The 19,415-nt window shown below is 73.3% G+C and carries 15 protein-coding genes; 4 read left to right on the top strand and 11 right to left on the bottom strand.

Annotation, left to right across the window (positions count from 1 at the left end; all coding sequences use genetic code 11):
* The 8 genes from ACQP1S_RS14290 to ACQP1S_RS14255 form a co-directional block, all read right to left on the bottom strand.
* Positions 1–1,635, bottom strand: a complete 1,635-nt coding sequence (locus ACQP1S_RS14290; protein ID WP_432906967.1) for a dipeptide ABC transporter ATP-binding protein — start codon at positions 1,633–1,635, stop codon at positions 1–3.
* Entirely contained in the window at positions 1,635–2,528 is an 894-nt protein-coding gene (locus ACQP1S_RS14285) for an ABC transporter permease (RefSeq protein WP_432906965.1), read from the bottom strand. Before ACQP1S_RS14285 ends, ACQP1S_RS14290 begins: the two co-directional genes overlap by 1 nt.
* 2 nt (positions 2,529–2,530) lie before the next feature.
* Complete coding sequence (locus ACQP1S_RS14280) at positions 2,531–3,460, bottom strand: ABC transporter permease (RefSeq protein WP_432906963.1); 930 nt, start codon at positions 3,458–3,460, stop codon at positions 2,531–2,533.
* Positions 3,457–5,091, bottom strand: coding sequence for an ABC transporter substrate-binding protein (locus ACQP1S_RS14275; protein WP_091239476.1), 1,635 nt, complete (start codon positions 5,089–5,091; stop codon positions 3,457–3,459). Before ACQP1S_RS14275 ends, ACQP1S_RS14280 begins: the two co-directional genes overlap by 4 nt.
* A gap of 542 nt (positions 5,092–5,633) precedes the next feature.
* Positions 5,634–6,173, bottom strand: a complete 540-nt coding sequence (locus ACQP1S_RS14270; protein WP_432906961.1) for a flavin reductase family protein — start codon at positions 6,171–6,173, stop codon at positions 5,634–5,636.
* Positions 6,174–6,204: 31 nt separating this feature from the next.
* Entirely contained in the window at positions 6,205–6,585 is a 381-nt protein-coding gene (locus ACQP1S_RS14265; protein ID WP_432906959.1) for a DUF1684 domain-containing protein, read from the bottom strand.
* 362 nt (positions 6,586–6,947) lie between these two features.
* Positions 6,948–10,034 (bottom strand): VWD domain-containing protein, encoded by a 3,087-nt coding sequence (locus tag ACQP1S_RS14260; protein ID WP_432906957.1) that lies wholly within the window; start codon positions 10,032–10,034, stop codon positions 6,948–6,950.
* A 126-nt stretch (positions 10,035–10,160) separates the two neighbouring features.
* Positions 10,161–10,991 (bottom strand): alpha/beta fold hydrolase, encoded by an 831-nt coding sequence (locus ACQP1S_RS14255; RefSeq protein WP_432906955.1) that lies wholly within the window; start codon positions 10,989–10,991, stop codon positions 10,161–10,163.
* A gap of 80 nt (positions 10,992–11,071) precedes the next feature.
* Between ACQP1S_RS14255 and ACQP1S_RS14250 the strand changes: the two genes are divergently transcribed.
* Positions 11,072–12,103 (top strand): sigma-70 family RNA polymerase sigma factor, encoded by a 1,032-nt coding sequence (locus ACQP1S_RS14250; RefSeq protein ID WP_432908023.1) that lies wholly within the window; start codon positions 11,072–11,074, stop codon positions 12,101–12,103.
* 58 nt (positions 12,104–12,161) lie between these two features.
* Here ACQP1S_RS14250 and ACQP1S_RS14245 read toward each other — a convergent pair whose 3' ends face one another.
* Positions 12,162–13,499: a glycoside hydrolase family 43 protein gene (locus tag ACQP1S_RS14245; protein WP_091240826.1), complete on the bottom strand. Its 1,338-nt coding sequence runs from the start codon at positions 13,497–13,499 to the stop codon at positions 12,162–12,164.
* Between the two features lie 79 nt (positions 13,500–13,578).
* Between ACQP1S_RS14245 and ACQP1S_RS14240 the strand changes: the two genes are divergently transcribed.
* The gene (locus tag ACQP1S_RS14240; protein WP_432906953.1) at positions 13,579–14,760 is read left to right on the top strand and encodes an ROK family protein; all 1,182 of its coding nucleotides are present in this window, start codon (positions 13,579–13,581) and stop codon (positions 14,758–14,760) included.
* Between the two features lie 149 nt (positions 14,761–14,909).
* On the opposite strand, the gene ACQP1S_RS14235 is transcribed toward ACQP1S_RS14240, so the two are convergent.
* Both ACQP1S_RS14235 and ACQP1S_RS14230 read right to left on the bottom strand, forming a co-directional pair.
* Positions 14,910–17,288, bottom strand: a complete 2,379-nt coding sequence (locus ACQP1S_RS14235) for an ATP-binding cassette domain-containing protein (protein WP_432906951.1) — start codon at positions 17,286–17,288, stop codon at positions 14,910–14,912.
* A 190-nt stretch (positions 17,289–17,478) separates the two neighbouring features.
* Positions 17,479–17,889: a RidA family protein gene (locus ACQP1S_RS14230; RefSeq protein ID WP_091239452.1), complete on the bottom strand. Its 411-nt coding sequence runs from the start codon at positions 17,887–17,889 to the stop codon at positions 17,479–17,481.
* 109 nt (positions 17,890–17,998) lie between these two features.
* On the opposite strand from ACQP1S_RS14230, the gene ACQP1S_RS14225 reads away from it, so the two are divergent.
* Together ACQP1S_RS14225 and ACQP1S_RS14220 are read left to right on the top strand one after the other, a co-directional pair.
* On the top strand, positions 17,999–18,373 hold the full coding sequence (locus ACQP1S_RS14225) for a winged helix-turn-helix transcriptional regulator (RefSeq protein WP_432906950.1): 375 nt from the start codon (positions 17,999–18,001) through the stop codon (positions 18,371–18,373).
* A gap of 494 nt (positions 18,374–18,867) precedes the next feature.
* A complete protein-coding gene (locus tag ACQP1S_RS14220; protein WP_432906949.1) occupies positions 18,868–19,401 on the top strand; it encodes a hypothetical protein in 534 nt (177 codons plus the stop codon).
* Positions 19,402–19,415: the final 14 nt, after the last annotated feature.

Below are 19,415 nucleotides of genomic sequence, written 5' to 3'. Positions count from 1 at the left end.
TCAGCCGGCGGTGACGAGCGTGGGCAACGCGTCGAGCAGGGACCGGGTGTGGTCGTGTCGGGGGTAGCTGAAGACGTCGCCGACCGGGCCCTGCTCGACCACCACGCCGCCGTGCAGGACCAGCACCCGGTCGGCGAGATGGTGCACCACGCCGAGGTCGTGGGAGATGAACAGCAGGGCGGTGCCGTCGACGGCGCGCAGCTCGCCCAGCAGGTCGAGGACCTGGGCCTGGATCGAGACGTCGAGGGCGGAGACCGGCTCGTCGCAGATGATCAGGCTGGGTCGGGGGGCGATGGCACGGGCGATGGCGACGCGCTGACGTTGCCCGCCGGACAGCGACCGGGGATGCCGGTGGAGCAGGTCCGGACCGAGGCCGACCCGGTGCAGCAGGGCGAGCACCCGGTCGGTCCGGTCCGGCCCCGGGTCGAGGTTCTCGGCGACCACCCGGCCGACGGTGTAGCGGGGGTCGAAGGAGCCCAGCGGGTCCTGGGAGATCAGTTGCAGCCGGCGGCGCAGCGGACGGCGGGTCCGCTCCGGCACCCCGGACCACCGGGCCGACTCGAAGGTGACGGTGCCGGCGTCGGCGGCGAGCAGGCCGGCGACGAGCCGGGCGATCGTGCTCTTGCCGGAGCCCGATTCGCCCACCAGCCCCAGCGTCTCGCCCCGGGCCACCCGGAACGAGACGTCCCGCACGACGGTCTGCGGGCCGTACCGCCGGGTCAGGCCGACCGCGTCGAGCACGGCGTCGTCCGGGCGGACGACGGGCCGCGCCGGCAGTGGGGTACGCCTCGGCACCGGCACCGCGCAGCCGTCGCAGACCCGGGCCGGTTCGCCGAGTCGACGCCCCCGCGACGAGGCCGACGGCACCGCCGCGAGCAACTGCCGGGTGTACGGGTGCTGCGGGGCCCGCAGCAGCCGGCCGGTCGGACCCTGCTCGACGATCCGGCCGTCCCGCATCACCAGGACCCGGTCGGCCACCTGGGCGACCACCGCCAGGTCGTGACTGATCAGCAACAGCCCCGCCCCGGTGGCCCGCCGTTCGGCGAGCAGCCGCAGGATCTGCGCCTGCACGGTGACGTCCAGCGCGGTGGTCGGCTCGTCGGCGATGAGCAGGGCGGGTTCCCCGGCGATCGCCGAGGCGATCAGGGCACGCTGCCGCAGCCCGCCGGAGAGCTGGTGCGGGTACTGCCGGGCCCGCCGTCCGGGTTCCGGCACGTGCACCTCATCGAGCAGGTGGACGACCCGGCCGGCGCGTTCCCGCCGACCGACGATGTCGTGTGCGGCGAGCACCTCGCCGACCTCCGCGCCGACGGTGCGCAGCGGGTCCAGGGCGACCAGCGCGTCCTGCGTCACCAGCCCGGCGAGCCGGCCCCGCACCCGCCGCCAGTCCCGCGGTCGGTAGCTCCGCACGTCCCGGTCGGCGAGGTCGAGCCGGGCGGCGCGGACCCGGGCACCGGCACCGGCGAGGCCGACCAGGGTACGGGCGGTGACGCTCTTGCCCGAGCCGGACTCCCCCACGACGGCGACACACTCACCGGTCCCGACGGTGAAGCTGACGCCCCGGACCGCCTCCACCACACCGGTCGGGGAGTCGAAGGTGACGTGCAGGTCCTCGACGGCGAGCAGCGGGGCCATCAGTGTTGCCGCCCGTCGAAGCGGGCCTGCCAGTGCCGGCCGACGACGGTCAGCGCCACCACCGTCGCGGTGACCGCCGCACCCGGCAGCACCGTCGTCCACCAGGCCACCTGGAGATAGTTGCGACCCTCGGAGAGCATCGCGCCCCACTCGGGTGACGGCGGTTGCGGGCCGAGGCCGAGGAAGCTGAGCCCGGCGGCGGCCAGGATCGCCTCGCCGAGCCCGATCACGGCGAGCACCGGGACCGGCCCGATCACGTTGGGCAGCACGTGCCGCAGCACCAGACGTGGCCGGGACAGGCCGAAGCTGACCGCCTGTTCGACGTAGCCGGCCCGGCGGACCAGGAGGGTCTGGGCGCGTACCACCCGGGCGTGGTGCGGGAGGGTGGCGATGCCGATGGCGACGATCAGGCTGGCCGTGCCGGGGCCGGCGACCGTGATCAGCAGCAGCGCCAGCAGCAGCAGCGGGAACGCCGACAGCGCGTCGAAGGAGCGGCTGAGCGCCTCGTCGGCGAACCGGTGGGCCAGCCCGGCGAGCAGCCCCAGCAGCACCCCGCCGGTGACCGCGATCGCGGTCGCGGCGAGCCCGATAGTCAACGAGTGCCCCGCGCCGTGCACCACCCGGGTCCAGACGTCGCGGCCGAGCTGGTCGGTGCCGAGCCAGTGCGCCGCGCCCGGGGCGGTGAGCGCGGCACGCGGGTCGGCGGCGAGCGGGTCGCCGGGGGCCAGCAGCGCCGGCACGACCGCCGCGACGACCAGCAGGATCAGGTACGCCCCGGCGGCGAGCAGTCCTGGTCGTGGCCGGCCCCTCCGACGGCGGGCCGGTGCGGGCGGGTCGGTGACGAGGGTGGCCGCCACGACGGCGGTGGGCGTGGTGCCCAGGGTGACGGTCATCGTCAGCTCCTTCGCAGGCGCGGGTCGACGAGCAGGTAGGTCAGGTCGGCGGCGGTGTTGACCACCACGTAGCCGGCGGCGGAGAGCGTCACCACGGCCAGCACGACCGGCATGTCCTTGCTGGTCACCGCGCTCAGGGTGACCTGACCGAGGCCGGGGCGACCGAACACCTGCTCGACGATGACCGCGCCGCCGAGCAGGATGCCGAACAGCCAGCCGGCGAGGGTGACCGCCGGCAGCAGGGCGTGCCGCAGGGCGTGGCGCAGCAGCACCGTCCGCTCCCGCACCCCCCGGGCCCGGGCGGTCAGCACGAACGGCTCGTCCCACGCCCGGTCCAGGCCGTCGCGCAGCACCTGGGCGAGCAGCCCGGCGATGGGCAGGGCGAGGGTGACCGCCGGCAGCACCAGGGCGGCCGGCCCCTGGTCGCCGGCGACGGGGAACAGCCCGTACCGGAAGGACAGCACGCTGAGCAGCACGATGCCGATCAGGAACGGTGGGGTGGAGACCAGCAGCAGTTCGACCCCGGAGCTGATCCGGCGCGGCCACCGCCGGCGACGGCCGGCGGTGCCGACCGCCACCGTGACGGCCAGCAGCACCCCCAGGCCGGCGGCGGTGACGGCGAGTGTCGCGGTGGGCGCGAGCTGCTCGCCGATGACCTCGGCGACCGGGCGTTGCCGCAGGTAGGAGCGGCCCAGGTCGCCCCCGGCCAGCCGCCACAGGTAGTCGAGGTACTGGGCGACCGCCGGCCGGTCCAGACCCCACTCGGCGATGATCTGGGCCCGGATCTGCGGGGTGTCCGCGCCGTCGCCCACGATGCTGTCCACGGTGTCCCCGGGCGCGGCCAGCAGCGCCAGGTAGGCCGCGGTGGCGGCGGCCCACCACACGACGAGGCCGGTGGCCACCCGGCGGGCCACCGCCCGCAGCAGGCTCATCGCGCGATCCACAGGTCGTACGCGCTGGCCGGCACGCCCGCGGTGGGCTCGAACCGCACCCCACCCACGGCGGTGCTGGCGGCGATCTGGTCGGCCGGGGCGTAGAGCGGCAGGGCGAGCGCCTGGTCGGCCACGACCCGCTGTTGCAGGTCGGCGTAACCGGCGGCCCGGCGGGTCGGGTCGGCGGTGGCCTGCCCGGCCTCCAGGAGCCGGTCGAGCTGCGGGTCGTTGATCCGGGTGCGGTTGATGCCGCCACCGGAGTGCAGCAGCAGGTTCAGCGCCGCGGCAGCGTCGGTGTCGGCGCGGGAGTTGTCGAAGACCTCGTACTCGTTGCGCGCGAACGCCTGCTGGGCGGTGCCCTGGTCGACCAGGGAGACCTTCAGGTCGATACCGGCGCTCTGTTTCACCGCCGCCTGGACGGCCTGGGCGAGCACGTCGCGGCGGTCCCGCACGTACGGGGCGGCCTGCACCAGCCGTACGGTGAGCCGCCGGCCGGCCCTGGTGCGGTAGCCGTCGGCGTCGCGGGTCGCCCAGCCGGCCTGGTCGAGCAGGCGGTTGGCCCTGGCGGTGTCACCGCCGTAGCTGCCCTCCAGCCGCTTGTCGTACAGCGGGCTGGACGGGCTGACCACGCTCCACGCCCGGGTGGCGGTGTCCCGGTAGACCGAGGCCAGCACGGTGTCGACGTCGACGGCCTCCCGGAACGCCTGCCGGACCCGCAGGTCGTCGAAGGGGGCGTGGGAGACGTTGAGGTAGTAGGAGTAGGCGGAGCCGGAGTTCAGCTGACGGCTCAGCCGTAGCCGGGGGTTGCCGGTGATCAGTGGCTGGTCGGTGGCGGGCACCCCCTCGATGAGCTGCACCTGCTGCGAGGTGAGGGCGCCGACCCGGACCGCGGACTCCTTGAGGAACCGGTAGGTGATCTCGTCGAGGTGGGCCGGCCCGGTGTGGGTGGCGGTCGGCGGCGCCCAGTCGTAGCCGGGGTTGCGCCGGTAGTGCAGTTCCTGGCCGGGGACGTAGCGGTCCAGCACGAACGGTCCGGTGCCGACGACGTCGACGCCGCCGGCCTTGAGGTTCCTGGCCTCCCGCAGCGACCTCGGGGACACCTGGGCGCCCTGCGGGGAGGCGAGGAAGTCGAGGATGAGCACGTCGGGGGCGGTCAGGGTGAGCCGTACGGTGCGCGGGTCGACGACCTCGACGGCCTTGAGGTGGCGTAGTTGCACGGCGGCGACGGCGGGTGCGTACCCGGGTTCGCGGAGCTTGTCGATGTTGGCCTTGACGGCGGCGGCGTCGAACGGGGTGCCGTCGGTGAAGGTCACTGCGGCGCGCAGCGACAGGGTGTAGCGCAGCCCGTCGGGCGTGACCTGCCAGCCGGTCGCCAGCCAGGGCACCAGTGCGCCCCGGGCGTCGTAGGTCAGCAGCGCCTCGAAGCTGTTCCACACCAGCAACCGGGCCTTGGCCTGGGCGTACTGGTGGGGGTTGAGGGTGATCGGTTCGGTCTCCACGGCCCAGGTGAGGGCGCCGCCGGAGCGGGGTTGTCCGGCGGCCTCGACGGCCGGGGTGGTGGCGGTGGCGCAGCCGGCGGCGACGGCGAGCACGGCGGCGACGGCGAGGGTCCGCAGCGGGCGGACGGACATGGCGGGGTCTCCTGTCCAGGCAGGCGGGAGCGGGTACGCCGACACCCGGCCGGGCACGGGGCACGGGCCGGTGGCGGGTGTCGGGAAAGGGGTGCGGCGGTCAGCTCGGCGGTGAGCCCCACCTCGACGGGCCGGTACGGCGCGTCGGGTCCGGGTGTGGGTGCCGGGTCAGGCCAGACAGGAACTCGACCACACCCGACCGAAGTCGATGTGGCCGCGGATCGTCAACCGCAGCTCGCTGGACATGAGGCGAGTCCACCTCTGGGGCGCCGGTGGTGTCAACGAATCGCACGGCGGATGTCGGCTATCGCACCCGGGAGTGTCGATCCGTTGACGCAATACCTACTAAGGCTATAGGATTTACGGGGATTGTGTCCCGCGCGGCGACCCGGCGCGGGATGCACACCGGGCCCAGGATGAGCGACGCCGGCGCCGGGACCAGCGGCAGGGACACCACCGGCACCCGGCGCAGCAGCCACCGGCCGCGACGCGGGCCCGGCCGGTCATCCCCGGTCAGGCCCGCGTCGGTCATCCCCGGTCGGTCAGGCGGCGGGACGGCGGGTCGCGCCGTCCGGACCACCGGCCAGGCCGGCGTAGCGGCCCCGGTGGTACAGCAGCGGCGAACCCACGTCGGCGTGCTGGATCAGCTCCGGCTCGGCGAGCACGATCGCGTGATCGCCGACGGTCACCCGCTCGACCACCCGGCAGAGCAGCCAGGCCAGGGTGTCGTCGAGAATGGGCGCGCCCTCCGGCCCGGTCCGCCACCGGGTCGGCGCGGCGAACCGGTCGATGCCGCTGGTCGCGAAGGTACGGGCCAACTCCTGCTGGTGGTGGGCGAGCAGGTGCACCACCACGTGCCGGCTCCGGGCCACCGTCGGCCAACTCGACGCGCCGAGGTTCAGACAGAACGAGACGATCGGCGGGGCCAGCGACACCGAGGTGAACGAGGTGGCGGTGAAGCCGACCGCCGGGGCACCGGGCGCGGTGACCACCACGACGGTGCTGGCCTGATGGCGCAGCAGCGTACGCAGCGCGTCGACATCGGCGTCGACCGGCGGTGGACGATGGTCGGGCGCGGTCATCTGGGAGACCTCCTACGCGCGGGTCGGCGGGTCACGGCTGCCCGGCGGACGCGTGCCGCTCGTACGGGAGCTTCTCGCCGGCCTCGACGGCGACCGGCAGCCGGTTCTCCACCGGCGGCAGCGGCCAGGTCGCGAAGTCGGTGTAGGCGCAGGGCAGGTTGGTCGCCCGATGGAGATCCGGCTGCCCGTCGACGGTGAGCTGCTCACCGTCGGCCAGGTCGACGACCACCCTGTCGTCGCCGGTGTGCCAGCGCCCCGGCAGGCCGGGGAAGCGCTGCGGCCGGGAGGTGGGCCAGTGCAGCCCGGTGACGGCGAGGAAGCCGTGCGGTGTCGCCAACGCCTCCTCGTGCCGCCGGTGCCAGTCCTGCCGGTCACGGACGAAGGGGGCGGTGTCGGGCAGTGTGTCGGTCATCGGGACTCCCCCGGTCGGACGACGAGGTCGTGGAAGAAGTGCGGGGCGGGGCCGGGCGGCCACGTGCGGGCGGGAGGGCCGCAGCCGGCCGCGCCGGCCGGCTCCGGGGCCGGCGGGAGGTGACCGGCGCGGCGGCGGTGGCACGGTCGGTCAGGCCGCGACGGGGGTACCGGGACAGCGCTGCGCGGCGACCCGCATCAGGTCGACGACCCGGCGGGAGGTGAGCAGCCGAACGGGCAGCATGGCCTCATTTTCCTATCAAAGCGATAGGATTTCAAGCCCCGGCCCGAAGCCATCCGGCCCGTGAACGCCACCTGACCCGCACCACCCTCACCTGCGTGCCCGACCCGCCCGTCGTCGGGTCACTGCCGCAGGGTGAGGGTGACGGTGCCGGTGGCCGCCCCGGACGGGTCCACCACGACGGTGTAGACACCGGTGGTGGGCAGGACGGTCGCGTCGATGCCACCGACGCCGTTGACCACACAGCCGGTGCTCACCGGTGTCCCGTCGGCGTCGCGCAACTCCAGCGGCGAACACTGGTCCGGCAGGGTGGCGTCGGTGGCCGTCACGGTCACCGACGTGCCGGCCGTGCCGGTGAACCGGTAGCCGAGCACCGCTCCGGGCCGGCCGACGGTGACGACGACCGGCGGGCCGCCGACCGAGATGTCGTCGATCCGGTCCTCGGTGGCGAACAGGCGCAGCGCCACGGTGCCGATGGTGCGGTCCACCGGGTCCACCAGCACGGTGTACGTGCCGTCGGTGGGCAGCACCGTGCCGTCGATGTCGCCGGTGCCGTTGACGACGCAGCCGCTGCTGAGCCGCTTGCCGTCCGGATCGCGCAGCTCCAGCGGCGAGCACTGGTCCGGCAGGGTGCTCTCCGGCACCTCGACGAAGACCCGCTGGCCGGCGACGCCGGTGAACCGGTAGCGGGCCTGGCCGCCCGGCGCGGTGACCGCCACGGAGACCGCCGGACCGTCCGGTCGCAGGGTGCCGGTGGTGTCCCGGGCCGCGTAGACCCGTACCGCGGCCCGGCCGGTGCCACCGGCGTCGTCGTCGACCACCACCGTGTACCTGCCGGCGCGGGTGAGGTCGGTGCGGTCGATGTGGCCGCGACCGTTGATGTTGCAGCCGCTGGCCACCTCCGTCCCGGTCGGGTCCAGCAGCCGGTACGGCGAGCAGCGGTCGGCCAGGCCGGGCGCGCTGATGTCGACGAACACGGCGTCGCCGGCCCGGCCGGAGAAGGTCAGCGGGTCGCCGCCCGGGGTCAGCGCCCCGGTGGCGATCGGGGTCGCGGCGATCGGCGCGGCGGCCGGCGGGGCGATCCGCTCGGTGCCGACGCCACTGACCGCGAACTCGGGACGGCCGGTCACGCCGACGTCGAAGACACACTCGGCGAGCTGCCAGGGGTCGGTGACACCGGCCCACCGGCACACCTGCTCGGCGCGGGCCCGTTGCACCGGGTCGAGGTCGTCGACGGTCACCGCCCGCTCCGGGAAGCCGCGATCGGTGAACGACCCGGTGTCCTGGCCGTCGGCGTAGCTGAACAGGGAACTGTCCCGGGTGACCCGCCAACTGTCCGCGTACGACGGGTAGAGCTTCTCGAACGGCACGGGCGGGGTGAGGGCTGCCCCGGACGGCGCGGCGACGTCGTCGGTCGGGTCGCCGTCGAAGTCGCCGAGCAGGCCCCGCACCTTCCCGGCCCGGCCGGGGGCCAGCCTCGTCAGCACCCGGTAGCCGTAGGGGCCGATCTGGTCGACGGCGGCGGCGGAGCCGTCGGGCCAGCGCAGGTCGTAGCCGTCGGCGGCACCGGTGTCGGAGTCGCGGCGGGTGAGCGTGCCGCCGCCGGGCAGGTCCGTCTCCCCCGGCGACGGGACCCGGGCGGCGCCGTCGACGCGGACCTCGGTGCCGCCGTCGACCAGGGTGAGGGCGACCCGGTGGTCGCCGAGCCGGAAGGCGACGGCGGAGTTGACCGACACCGTCCGCGAGTCGCCCATCGGCGTCTGTCGGACCTGCACCGCCAGCGGGTCACCCGAGGTGGAACCGACCAGCACGAACTCGCCGACGGCCTGGAAGTCGTAGTAGTGCCGGTCGAAGGTCACCAGGTGCGGGTCGCCGTTGGTGCCACCGCAGTCGGCCCCGTCCTCGCAGAGCTTGACCGGTCCCTTCGGCGGTGGGGTCTTCTTCGCGGGCTTCTTGCACTCGTCGAGGCTCTTCGGCAGGGTCTTGCCGTCGTACTCGGTGCGTGGTGGCAGGCCCTTGGCCGCGCGGTACCTGTTCTCCGCCAGGGTCGCCTTGACCTCGGCGGTCCTGATCCCGGTGCCGCCGCAGTCGCCCGGCGGCACCGCGTCGCGGGAGATGTCGTCGGAGTGGTTCAGCTCGTGGTAGAGCGCCGCGCACGGGTCCCGGGCGATCCCGTCGCCGTACGGCTCGACCGATGTCGGGTTCCAGGTCACCGTGGACGATCCCTTGCCGTCCTTGCTGCCCGGGGTCTCGAAGGACCCCGATCCGCCGGGGGTCGGAATGATCCGCACCCGGGGTGTCTTGGCGTCCTTGAGCCGGGGCAGGATGCCCGCCGGGTCACCACCGGCCGCCGCGAACCCCTGGAGGCAGCCGTCGACCGCCGCCTGGAAGTCGACGCCGCTGACCGGGACCCCGGAACTCGGATCGACCTGGTAATCGGCCCGGGCCGGCTTGCCGGTCCCCCCGACGACGGCCCCGACGCCGACGAGCAGCAGCGCCACGGCGGCGGCCGGGCGACGGCGACCACGCCGCAGGAGCAGGAGCAGGACCGTCAGCGCGCCGACGACGACCAGCAGCAGCACCGCCCCACCGAGCAGCCAGCGCCACCACACCGGGCCCGTCGGGTCGTCGCCGACGGTAAAGCGGGTGGTCCGCAGCGCCGTCGCGCCCGTACACGGGGCGTCGAGACCGGTCACCGGCAGCGCCGCGTAGCTCGCCGTCACCTCGTAGCGGCCGACTGCCCCGACCGGCCAGAGGGTGTCCAATCCCCCGCCGTCCGGGGTTGCCGCCACCGACCGCAGCACCACGGCACCGGCGTCGGCACCGTCGTGCACCCGCGCGCTGACCAGCGACACGGTCACGCTCGCGCCGGGTTCCACGATCGCCGCGCCGGCGGTGGCGGCGGCACCGATGCCGTCGCCGTAGAAGCTGCGGCCCAGGGCCGGCACCAGCTCCTGCCCGTCCCGGCGCACCGAGGTCACCTGCACGGTGCCGTCCGCCACGGTGGCCAGGCCGCAGGCCGCGCCGGTGGCGTTGGTGACCGCGAGCGTCAACCGGATCGCCGCACCCGGCGCGTATCCCGGCGCGGTGGTCCGCAGGTCCAGCCCGAGACCCCCGCCGGCCGGCGCGGCGGAGGCCGCCACCGGCCCCGCCGCCAACGCCGCCACGAGGACGGCGAACCCGCCGGCGAGTCGCACGATCAGCTTCATGCGCGGCACTCTAGGACCGGGGTGCCCGCCGTCCGCGCGACTGTCGTGGATCGGTCGCCGCCCCGGCCATTCCTGCGGTACGCGGGCCGCGCCGCCGGCCCCCGGACATCCGCCGACGCCCCACCGTCACCCGGCGATCACCGCACGCAACCGGACGGCGAACCCGGCGGGGTCGTCGGCGAAGCCGATGTGCCCGCCGGGGAACATCGTGGGTGGCACCCCCAGGGCGGCGGCCAGCGCCCGGGAACTGCGGTCGCACAACTCCCCGGCCGACTCCTCGCCGAGGCCGACCAGCACCCGGGTCGCGCCGTCGCGCAACGCGGCGACGTCCGGCTGGTAGCGGGTCGTGCCGCGCAGGGTGTGGACGTACTGGTAGCGCTCGTCAGCGGCGTCCTGCGGGTCGGGTTCGCGGCCGAACATGCCCTGGATCATCTCCTCCGGCATGGCGATGTTCGCGTTGGCGAGGAACTGCCGCCAGGCACCCAGCCGGTCCCCGCGCAGGTAGGTGGCGACCATGTCGTCCTCCCGGGCGAGGAGTTCGTCGCGGTCGTCGAGCAGGAGCAGCAGCGGCGGCTCGTGGGCGATCACGGTGTGCGCCGCCTGCGGGTGGGTGTGGGCGAGCGCCAGCACGGTGACCGCGCCGCCGCTGGAGCCGAGCACCGTCGCCGGGCCGGCATCGAGGTGGGCCAGCAGCCGGGCCAGGTCGTCGGCGCGCAGTTCCGGCGTGGAGTCCTGCTCGGGGTCGTGCAGCCGACTGCGGCGGATGCCGCGCGGGTCGGTGGTGAGCACGGTGTGGTCGGCGGCGAGCAGGTCGGCCAGCGGGGCGAAGGCCCGCGCGTCCATCGGGGCGGCGACCAGCGCCACCAGGGGGCCCTGCCCGCGCACCTCGAAGTGCAGGGTCCCGTCGGGGACGGCCAGGGTGGCGGTGGTCACCGGGATGGTGGTGGGACTGCTCATTGTGGGGTCCTCCGGGTCGTGACGTGCGGCTCTTACACGGTGCAGACTCCCGGCGTGGGGCAGAATCGTCGGTCGTGAGCATGATTCTCGCCGAGATTACGGCCGACGACCACGAGGCGGCGCTGACCCGGGCCCGGGGCGGGGACGACGCCGCGTTCACCGCGCTGGTCGCGCCGCTGCGGCCGGAACTGCACGCACACTGCTACCGGATGCTCGGCTCCCCGCACGACGCCGACGACGCGTTGCAGGAGGCGCTGCTGCGGGCCTGGCGGGCGCTGCCCCGGTTCGAGGGGCGCAGCTCGCTGCGGACCTGGCTCTACACCGTCGCCACCCGCACCTGCCTGGACCTGGCCACCGGACGCGGCCGGCGGGCGTTACCGGTCGACCTGGGGCCGGCCAGCGAGCACGCCGTGCCGGGCAGCGTCGCCGTCGAGCACGTCCGGTGGCTCGGCCCGTATCCCGACGCCGCCCTGGCCGCCGGCCCGGCCACCCCCGACACCCGCTACGAGCAGCGGGAGGCCGTCGAGCTGGCGTTCGTCGCCGCGCTGCAACACCTGCCCGGCAACCAGCGCGCCGCGCTGCTGCTGTTCGACGTGCTCGGTTTCACCGCTGCCGAGATCGCCGCCATGATGGGCACCACCACCGGCTCGGTCAACTCGGCGCTGGCGCGGGCCCGTCGGGTCGTCGCCGAACGGGTGCCGGCCCGCAGCCAGCAGCGGACCCTGCGGACGCTCGGCGACGCCCGGCTGCGGGAGATCGCCGCCGGCTACGCCACCGCCCTGGAGAACGGCGACGCCGACGCCCTGGTCGCCCTGCTCACCGAGGACGTCACCTGGTCGATGCCGCCGCTGCCGCACTGGTACGCCGGCCGCGACGCGGTGCTCGACTTCGCCCGGACGATGCCGTTGACCAGTTGCGGCAGTTGGCGGCACGCGACGGTGGCGGCCAACGGGCAACCGGCGGTGGCCAACTACCTGCGCGCGGGCGACACCGGCCCGTACCTGCCCTGGTCGATCACCGTGTTGACGGTGCGCGACGGCCGGATCGCCCAGCTCACCTCGTTCCTGGACAGCACGCTGTTCCCGGTCTTCGGCCTGCCGGCCACCCGCTGACGGCGCGGGTACGGCCGGTGGACGTGGCTGCGCCCACCGGCCGTACCCGCGCCGGGGCTCAGGCCAGCGGCGCGGTGAGGGTGAACGAGGCGTCCCCGGCGAAGGTGCTGCCGGCGGCGTACGGGTCGACCCGCAGCACGTAGTCGTAGTGCCGCAGGTAGCGGCCCGGGTGGTTCCACGACTCGAACGAGTAGCTGCCGCCTCCGGCCAGCCCGCTGCGGCTGCAGAAGGTGGCGTCCCCGGCGAAGACGGCGCTGCCGTCGTTGCCGGCGAGCCGCATCGTGAAGTCCCAGTGCCGCAGGTAGGAGCCGTTGACCGCGCGGAACGAGTAGCAGGAGGAGTTGGCGAGCCCGGCGACGATCTGGAAGGTGGCGTCCTGCCGGTCGGCGAGCGTGCTGCCACTGTTGAGCACGTCGATGCGGGCGAGGTTGTCGCGGTGGCGCACGTAGCGGTCGGGGAAGTTCGCCGAGCGCAGCGAGCGGTTGCCGGTGGGTGGGGCGGAGCTGTCCCCGACGCTCTCCCGCAGCACCGTGAAGTGCCGCACGGTGCCGGACAGGCCGGCCAGCTCGGTCTTGGCGGTGAAGCCGAACAGGTCGCTGCTGTCGGCGGAGTAGTAGCGGCCGGCGCCGTACTGGTCGAAGTAGATGCGCCAGCGGTTGTCGGGCAGCCGGACCAGGGCGGGGCCTTCGAGGCCGGAGCCCCAACCGGCCCAGTTGCCGGTGCCGACCCAGCTCCACGGGCCGGTCAGCGCGGTGGCGGTGGCGTGCTCGATGTACTTGGTGGTCTCGTTCTTCATGAAGTTGTGGTAGGTGCCGCCCACCTTGACGATGAAACTGTCGATGTGGTTGGTGCCGATGCCGCTGAGCGCCGCCGGGGCGCTCCACGCCGACAGCGCGGTGTTCGTCGCGGTGATCCGGTACGGCTGGAACTGCCCGGCCGTGCCGGTCTGCGAGACGGACACGACGATGTGCACGCTGCCGTCGCTGTCGACGAACCACTCGGGGGCCCAGGTGCTGCCGTTGGCCGGGGCGACACCGACGGTGACGTTGCGCTGGAACGTCCAGCTCAGGTAGTCGGCGCTGCGGGCGATGCCGATGGTGTTGCCGGTCCAGCCGGTGGTGTAGACGAGGTAGTAGTAGCCGTCGGTGTGCCGGATGACGCTGGGGTCGCGGACCAGCCCGGACGGCGGGGTGTACGCGTTGGCCCGCTGGAGGGTGAACCGGGTGGCGTCGGCCGAGTCGTAGACGTACATGTTGGATTCGCTGCTGTTGGTGAACGCGGTCATCAGGTAGTGCGGGACCGGCCCGGCGGCGTTGGCCCGCGCGGGTGCGGCGACCAGCAGGCCACCGAGCACGCAGAGCACCGCCGCCAGAGCGGCGTACCGGAGACGTCCCATCGACACACCTCTTCCATATAAATCGACAGTCGTCATCCTGCACTATTGCCAACGTTTTTCGTAAGTGTTGCGATAAGCCATGGCACGGACCTCCCGCGACATCCGCTCCGCCAACCGCCTCACCGTCGTCCAACAGGTCGTCGCCGCCGGCACCACCAGCCGGCAACGCCTCGCCGCCGACACCGGGCTCAGCCTCGGCACCGTCGCCACCCTGGTCGGCGAACTCACCGCCCTCGGGCTGCTCGTCGAGGCCGGCCGGGAGGACTCCGGCGGCGGCCGGCCCCGTGGCCTGGTCACCGCCGACCCGCACGGCGGACTGCTGGTCGGCGTCGACGTCGCCGAGACGTACGTGCACGTCGACCTCTTCGACACCACGCTGACCCGGCTGGCCGGGGCCGAGGAGACGCTGCATCCGCTGGAGCGCCGCCCCCACCAGGTGGTGCGGCACATCGTCAGCGGCGTCGACGCCGTCCTCGCCGGCACCGACGCCCGGGTGCTCGGCGTCGGGGTCAGCGTGCCCGGGCAGGTCGACCGGGAGGGCGGCGTGTCGGTCTTCGCGCCGAACTGGGACTGGCACGACGTACCGCTGCGGGACCTGCTCGCCGACGGCCTGCCGCTGCCGCTGCACCTGGACAACCCGCTGCGCGCGGCCGTCCTCGCCGAGCTGTGGGCCGGGGCCGCCCGGGGCCGCGACGACGTCGCCGTGATCAACCTGGGCACCGGCGTCGGTGCCGGGCTCGCCTTCGGCGGCGTCCTCTACCGGGGCCGCAGCAACAGCGCCGGCGAGTGGGGTCACACCACCCTGGTCCTCGACGGACGGCTCTGCCGGTGTGGCAGCCGGGGCTGCGTCGAGGCGTACGTCGGTGCGCCCGGCATCATGCAGACCCTGCGCGACCTGGCCCCGACCAGTCCACTGCTGCACCCCGAGGAGCAGACCGCCACCCTCGACGCCCTCGCCGCCGGGCTGGCCGCCGACGATCCCACCGCCGCCAAGGTGGTCGCCGAGACCGCCCGCTACCTCGGCGTCGCCGTCGCCGACCTGGTCAACCTGCTCAACCCGGAGGTCGTCGTGCTCAGCAGCTGGGTCGCCGACCGACTCGGCGACCGGCTGCGCGACGAGGTCCGCACCGTCGTCGCCCAGCATGCGCTGCGCCGCCCGCTCGCCGCCACCGAGATCGTCCGCTCCCCCGTCCCCGGCAACCCCGTCAGCCTCGGCGCGGCCACCCTCGCCCTGGAGGGCTTTCTCACGCAGGGAAGGTAGCTCGCCGTATCCGCGACACGGCTTCGACCCGGTGCGTCGATGCCGTCCCGGTGCCGGAGGCGGCAGCTCCCCGCCGCCCCCGGCACCGACCGGTCCGCGCCCCCGGCCAGCCGGCCCGGCCGGTGCGGTCCGGCGGGCGCAGGGTGGCGTCAGCGGCCGACGTAGGCCGCGAGGTGTTCGCCGGTGAGCGTGCAGCGGGCGGCGACCAGGTCGGCGGGGGTGCCCTCGAAGACGACCCGCCCGCCGTCGTGGCCCGCGCCGGGACCGAGGTCGATGATCCAGTCGGCGTGCGCCATCACCGCCTGGTGGTGCTCCACGACGATGACCGAGGTGCCGGCGTCGACCAGCCGGTCGAGCAGGCCGAGCAACTGCGCCACGTCGGCCAGGTGCAGGCCGGTGGTCGGCTCGTCGAGGACGTACACGCCGCCCTTGTCGGCCATCCGGGTGGCCAGCTTGAGTCGCTGCCGCTCACCGCCGGAGAGCGTGGTGAGCGGCTGGCCGAGGCGCAGGTAGCCGAGGCCGACGTCGACGAGCCGGCCGAGGACGGCGCTCGCCGCCGGGGTACGCGCCTCGCCCGCACCGAGGAACTCCGCCGCCTCGGTCACCGACATCGCGAGCACCTCGCTGATGTCCCGACCGCCGAGCCGGTACTCCAGCACGGCGGCCTGGAACCGGCGGCCCTCGCACTCCTCGCAGACGGTGGCGACCCCCGCCATCATCGCCAGGTCGGTGTAGATGACACCGGCGCCGTTGCAGCCGGGGCAGGCCCCCTCGGAGTTGGCGCTGAACAGGGCGGGTTTCACCCCGTTGGCCTTCGCGAACGCCTTGCGGACCGGGTCGAGCAGCCCGGTGTACGTCGCCGGGTTGCTCCGCCGCGAACCCCGGATCGCCCCCTGGTCGATCGCGACCACCCCGTCGCGCCCCGACACCGAGCCGTGGACCAGGGAACTCTTGCCCGACCCGGCCACCCCGGTGACCACCACCAGCACGCCCAACGGGATGTCGACGTCGACGTCGCGCAGGTTGTGGGTGTCCGCGCCGCGTACCGGGAGCACGCCCGACGGGGTGCGCACCGCCGGCTTCACGGCGGCCCGGTCGTCCAGGTGCCGTCCGGTCAGGGTGCCGCTGTCGCGCAGCCCGGCGACGGTGCCGGTGAAGACCACCTCGCCGCCGGCCGAGCCGGCACCCGGGCCCAGGTCGACCACGTGGTCGGCGATCGCGATCGCCTCCGGCTTGTGCTCCACGACCAGCACCGTGTTGCCCTTGTCCCGCAGCCGCAGCAGCAGGTTGTTCATCCGTTGGATGTCGTGCGGGTGCAGCCCGACGGTGGGCTCGTCGAAGACGTAGGTGACGTCGGTCAGCGAGGACCCCAGGTGGCGGATCATCTTGGTCCGCTGCGCCTCCCCACCGGACAGGGTGCCCGCCGGGCGGTCCATCGACAGGTAGCCGAGGCCGATCTCCTCGAACGAGTCGAGGAGCCGTTGCAGCCCGGTGAGCAGAGGGGCCACCGAGGGGTCGGCGACGCCCCGCAGCCAGTCGGCGAGGTCGCTGAGCTGCATCGCGCAGACGTCGGCGATGTTCTTCCCGCCGATCTTCGACGACCGGGCCTCCGGGCCGAGGCGGGTGCCGGCGCAGTCGGGGCAGGTCGTGAAGGTCACCGCCCGCTCCACGAAGGCCCGGATGTGCGGTTGCAGGGTGTCGACGTCCTTGGCCAGGTACGACTTCTGGATCTGCGGGATCAGCCCGGCGTACGTCAGGTTGATGCCGTCGATCTTGATCTTGGTGGGCTCCCGGTGCAGCAGGTCGTGCAGCTCGGTCTTCGTGTACCGGCGGATCGGCTTGTCCGGATCGAAGTAACCGCAACCCCGGAAGATCCGGCCGTACCAGCCCTCCATGCTGTAACCGGGGATGGTCAGCGCACCCTCGTTGAGCGACTTGCCGTCGTCGTAGAGCGCCGACAGGTCGATGTCGGTGACCGCGCCCATCCCCTCGCACCGCGGGCACATCCCACCGAGCCGGGTGAAGGTCGCCTTCTCGGTCTTCGTCCGCCCGGCACCCCGCTCGACCGTGATCGCACCGCTGGCCCGCACCGAGGGAACATTGAACGAGTACGCGTTGGGCGGGCCGATGTGCGGCTGCCCCAACCGGCTGAACAGGATGCGCAGCATCGCGGTGGCGTCGGTGGCGGTGCCCACGGTGGAGCGGGCGTTCGCCCCCATCCGCTCCTGGTCCACGATGATCGCCGTGGTCAGCCCGTCGAGCACGTCCACCTCGGGACGGGCCAACGTCGGCAGGAAACCCTGCACGAAGGCGCTGTAGGTCTCGTTGATCAACCGCTGCGACTCGGCGGCGATCGTGCCGAACACCAGCGAACTCTTGCCCGAGCCGGAGACCCCGGTGAACACGGTCAGCCGGCGCTTCGGGATCTCCACGTCGACGTCGCGCAGGTTGTTCACCCGCGCGCCCTGCACCCGGATCAGATCGTGGCTGTCGGCACCGTACGGCCCGGGTGAGCGGTCGTCCGTCATCGCGTCTCCCCCTCCGTCGGGCGGGTCCGGCCCGCCCTCGCTGCCCGCATGATCCTCCCCCGCCCCGACCCACCACCCTGGGCCGCCCTACATGATCGACCCAATGTCGGCGATCCAGCGGTATCGGAGCGGTGGGATACCGCTGGATCGCCGACGCGGTGAGCGACCCGTCTCCCCCGGACCGGGACAGTCAGTCCACGATCGCCGTCGCCTCGACCTCGACGAGAACGTCGGGCTCGAAGAGGTGGTCGACGCCGATGAGCGACGACGGGGGCAGCGGCTGCGGCAGGCCGAGTTCCCCCGCGACGTCCTCCACCCCGGCCATGAAATCGCCGATCCGCTCCGGCGACCAGTTCGTCACGTAGAACGTCAGGCGGACGACGTCTGCGAAGCTCGCTCCGGCACCGCCCAGACCGTGCCCCGTGCTGCGCAGCGCCTGGGCGACCTGGCCCCGCAGATCGCCGGTGGCGACCGGCCGGCCGGCCCCGTCCCGGCTGATCTGACCGGCCACGTGGACGTGGCGCGACCCCGACGCGACGGCGACGTGGTGGTAGGGAACGGGCTGCATCATGCCCTGCGGAGAGAGAAACTGGACCCCCATCGAACTTTCCTTCCTCGTGGAGCAGCTCAGGTCTCCTGGAGCAGCTCGCGTCTCTGAGTAGCTCATGGATACCTGGTGCGCCGAGGAAACTTCAACGAGACTAAGTGTCATGCCAGCTACCGACCCCCTCCCGGCGGAACGCCTCCAGATCACCCCACCGCACCGCGAACTCCTGGACCAGGTCCTCGACAAGTGGTCGCTGGAGGTGCTCCACCAACTCTGCGAACGGCCGTCCCGGTTCAACGAACTGCGCCACGCCATCCCCGCCGTGTCCCAGAAGTCGCTGAGCGCCACCCTGCGCCGCCTCGAACGCAACGGCATCGTCGCGCGGCACGTCCTCTCCTCCCGGCCGGTCGCCGTCGAGTACCGCATCACCCCGCTGGGCAAGACGCTCCGCAACCCGGTCGACGCGTTGCTCGACTGGGCCGACCAGCACCTGAGCGCCATCGAGGCCGCGCGCCGGACCTACGACCAGACCACGTAGCGCCACCGCCTACCGCAGGCGTGGGCGTGGGCGGGGGACACGCTTCGCGACCGACCGGTGTCGCCGATATCGCGACTTCCGCCCCACACCACACCCCTTTCGGTGGCAATTACCCGGAAGCCGGTCAATTAATGGGGCCAGGTGGCACCTGACCGGCCGGGCGGCATGGATAAAACAGTCTGGCTTCCCGCATAACCCTCCGCCTCAGACAATTACCACCAGTTCGCCGCACGCCTGATCCCACCGCACACCGCACGCCCGGCCAGCATCTGCCGATATGGCTGGACTCCGGTCGTTCTTCTCCAGCGAATGGGGGCTCTGAAGCCTGTGAGCAGGAATAACACCTGACCGTGCCCCTGATTCGACGAGCGGACCAATGCCGGATCGACCGTACCGACCGGTATCCGTTGCGTTTCCGAAAATGACAGGGATAACCTACGCACCGGATCACCCACCCCGGTCAATTTCCTCGGGGCCCGCTGACAGGAGATGACGTGCTCAAACGCGTTGCAACGGTCGCAATCACCCTGCTGTCCTGCATTGCAGGCGCCGGCGCGGTGGCCATACCGGCGTACGCCTCGGAACCGGAGTGTTCCCTAAATTGCGACGGCGGCGGCAGCGGTGGCGACCCAGTCCCGCCCACGCCCACGTCTCCGCCGGGACCTGCGTACAACCTGCAGGGCGTCATCCAACTGGAGAGCGTCGGCCACGAGGGGAACTGGCCGCTACGCGTCGGCGGAATCAAGGTCCGCGGCTACTCCCGGCTCGCCACCTGGGGCAACGACCGGGTGGACGCCAACTACATCAACGTCCGGTGCTCCGCCACCGCGCTCGCCTATGTCACCAACGACTACGACTCCGAGAACAACGGGGCGCTCGTCGACGTGACCTTCTGGTCTCCGACCGTCCCGGTCACCGGGGTCCCCGTCCAGTCCCGCACCGTCACGGTCCGCTGCACCCACCACGCCGAGAAGAACGGCGTCAACTACGACGCCATCAGCACCGCCCAGTTCGTCATCCCCGAGTGACCTGCGGTGGGGCC

Source organism: Micromonospora matsumotoense, assembly GCF_050951065.1.
In the GTDB taxonomy this organism is placed as follows: domain Bacteria; phylum Actinomycetota; class Actinomycetes; order Mycobacteriales; family Micromonosporaceae; genus Micromonospora; species Micromonospora matsumotoensis.
The sequence above is the reverse complement of the archived record's forward strand: the minus strand, read 5'-3'. Positions and strand labels throughout refer to the sequence as shown.